The sequence below is a fragment of the Candidatus Peregrinibacteria bacterium genome (genome assembly GCA_016220175.1).
GTDB lineage: Bacteria > Patescibacteriota > Gracilibacteria > CAIRYL01 > CAIRYL01 > JACRHZ01.
Window position 1 is genome coordinate 1 of the sequence record JACRHZ010000047.1, and the last position, 2077, is coordinate 2077.

The 2077-nt window shown below is 38.1% G+C and carries 2 protein-coding genes; one reads left to right on the plus strand and one right to left on the minus strand.

Translation table 11 applies throughout. The annotated features are described in order from the left end of the window. Window positions 1–279: 279 nt before the first annotated feature. Entirely contained in the window at window positions 280–1425 is a 1146-nt protein-coding gene (locus HZA38_03785) for a transposase (GenBank protein ID MBI5414613.1), read from the minus strand. Between the two features lie 220 nt (window positions 1426–1645). Here HZA38_03785 and HZA38_03790 point away from each other — a divergent pair. After that, a partial coding sequence (locus HZA38_03790) for a hypothetical protein (protein MBI5414614.1) occupies window positions 1646–2077 on the plus strand: 432 nt, incomplete at its 3' end.

Below are 2077 nucleotides of genomic sequence, written 5' to 3' on the forward strand. Positions count from 1 at the left end.
GGCAAATTGAGCAGCGTTTAAAGACATTCAGAGGTGTTAAATCAGAGCAAAGCCTCAATAAAATCTTAAAAATACTGTTCTTTCTTAGAAATTTCAAGTAGCCAGCCTCCACTTTTTGCAACAGTGCCCGCTTTTGAGAGCGTTGAATTAAGAAATTTTTAAGGTGAATTTTATTTCCGTTGTGATTTTTTTTCAAAATCCATGGTTTTGACGGAAATTTTGAGCTGAATTTTAGGCTGTTTTCATGCGGTTTTGGTTATTTGGGGCACAGTTTCACCCTCAAGAAACGTGAACGAGTGAACCGCGAAGCGGTACTCCGGTCCACAGTTTCACCAGAGTCTTGAGGTTATGTGCCAGTGCCGTTAAACCTGTTTGCAATGCCATTTTCCTTATTCCAATATACCGCGCGCGACCAAGTCCATGGTCTTTTTTCACACTCCCATTTACTCTCTCCACGGTAAAACGCTTCTTTCTTCCAGCATCAAATTCTTCTTGAGTCGTATATTTTGTCCACTTTGCAATTGGTTTTTTATCCTTCTTCACTCCTTTTAAACAAATGCTGTCTTTGAGTTTTTCCGTTTCCAGCCATACATGATTCTCTCCATCGTCGTAACCACGGTCTGCCGTATAGGTTGTTTTTCCTCTTTTTGCAACTCCTTTTCGTAGATCATCTTTCATCAGTGGTTCAAAAAAATGGCCATCATAAACTGCCATGGTGGTCACGAGATATGAGGTAATCAGATTTTGCAGAGCACTGACTGAAAGATGTGATTTGTACCCCACATATCCTTCGGTAATCTCCACCAATTCTCCTTTGGCTGTTTTCACTTTCTTTGTTTTTTTGACTCCATATTTTGCATCAGGATCACGTGGCTTTTGACCTTTTCCTCCTTCTGAAATCTTTTTTGTCCGTTCTCTTTCTTTCGCATTGTTCACATTGGCAATTGTGTGTGTTGAATCAATGCTTTGAGTAAACCCAAGATCAACACCTTTGATTTGGGCTAGAACGATGATTTCATCAAAAAACGCCTTGAGAATATTCGTTGCATTCCGTTCATCAAAATCAAGAATGCGATTCTTGAACTTTGTGAGCGTACTGTGGTCAGGCGCTGCTTCATCCAATGAAATATGCAAAAATGCTTTCATTGAAATACTGTCGTTAATGATCCGTTCGATCTCACGTTCGGATGTTCCAAAAAGATAGGCCAAAAAAAGCATTTTTAAAACCTGGGCCGGACGATATGGTGGTTGTCCAATTTCTGCCCCACCCTTATATGTCTGGAGTAGCTTTTCATGCCAGAGCTGCTCAAAATCGACTTCTCCATCAAGTTTTTTGAGGAATTGATTGGAGTGCGCCAAAGCTCCTTCAATCACAAAATCCTGGCAAAATAAATTTTCCCCTGTCTTTTTAAAATGTTTTGGCATAACATTTAGCTGGTTAAATTATTTGAAATTAAATATATTTTGCCACAAAACGTGATCGCTCCGCGATCATTTTTTGTTTTTTATGCAAGCCCATTAATTCAACACTCTCTAGCAGATTGTTTCTCGAGAAAAAATATGGTATAATAAATGAAAAATAAAAATGCTGTCTACAAACAAGGGCAAACACCATAATTGTTGATAAAACAGCTTAAATACCCTTATGAATCTCTTTGATTTTCATACAGAAACGACGTTTCAAAAAACGTGGCCACGCATTTTATTTGGATGGCTACTCACCTTTCTGACACGAATTGGTTTTTTGATTGGATGGACGATCATCACAGCCATTGTTGTAAGTACCTTTGGCATTACAAATTTACCGCTACTGTATTTAGCACATGCAGGATTAATCATCTGTGGCACACTGATTTACAGTACTTTTATTCAGAGATTAAAAGTAGAACTCAGTCTCATTACATCGATCATTTGCGGTGTGATGATCTTATTTAGTGCAATTTTATGGGGTAACACCAATATCATTCTCTTTTTAGGATTAATTTTGATTGCGGCATCACTTTTTCTCTCACAAATTGCAATCAGCCTATCACTGTATATAGAAGACATTTTCACGCCAATGGAATATGAAAAAGCA

Coding starts and splice junctions, on each gene's coding strand:
- HZA38_03785 (MBI5414613.1), bottom strand. CDS start 1,425: ATGCCAAAACATTTTAAAAAGACAGGGGAAAATTTATTTTGCCAGGAT.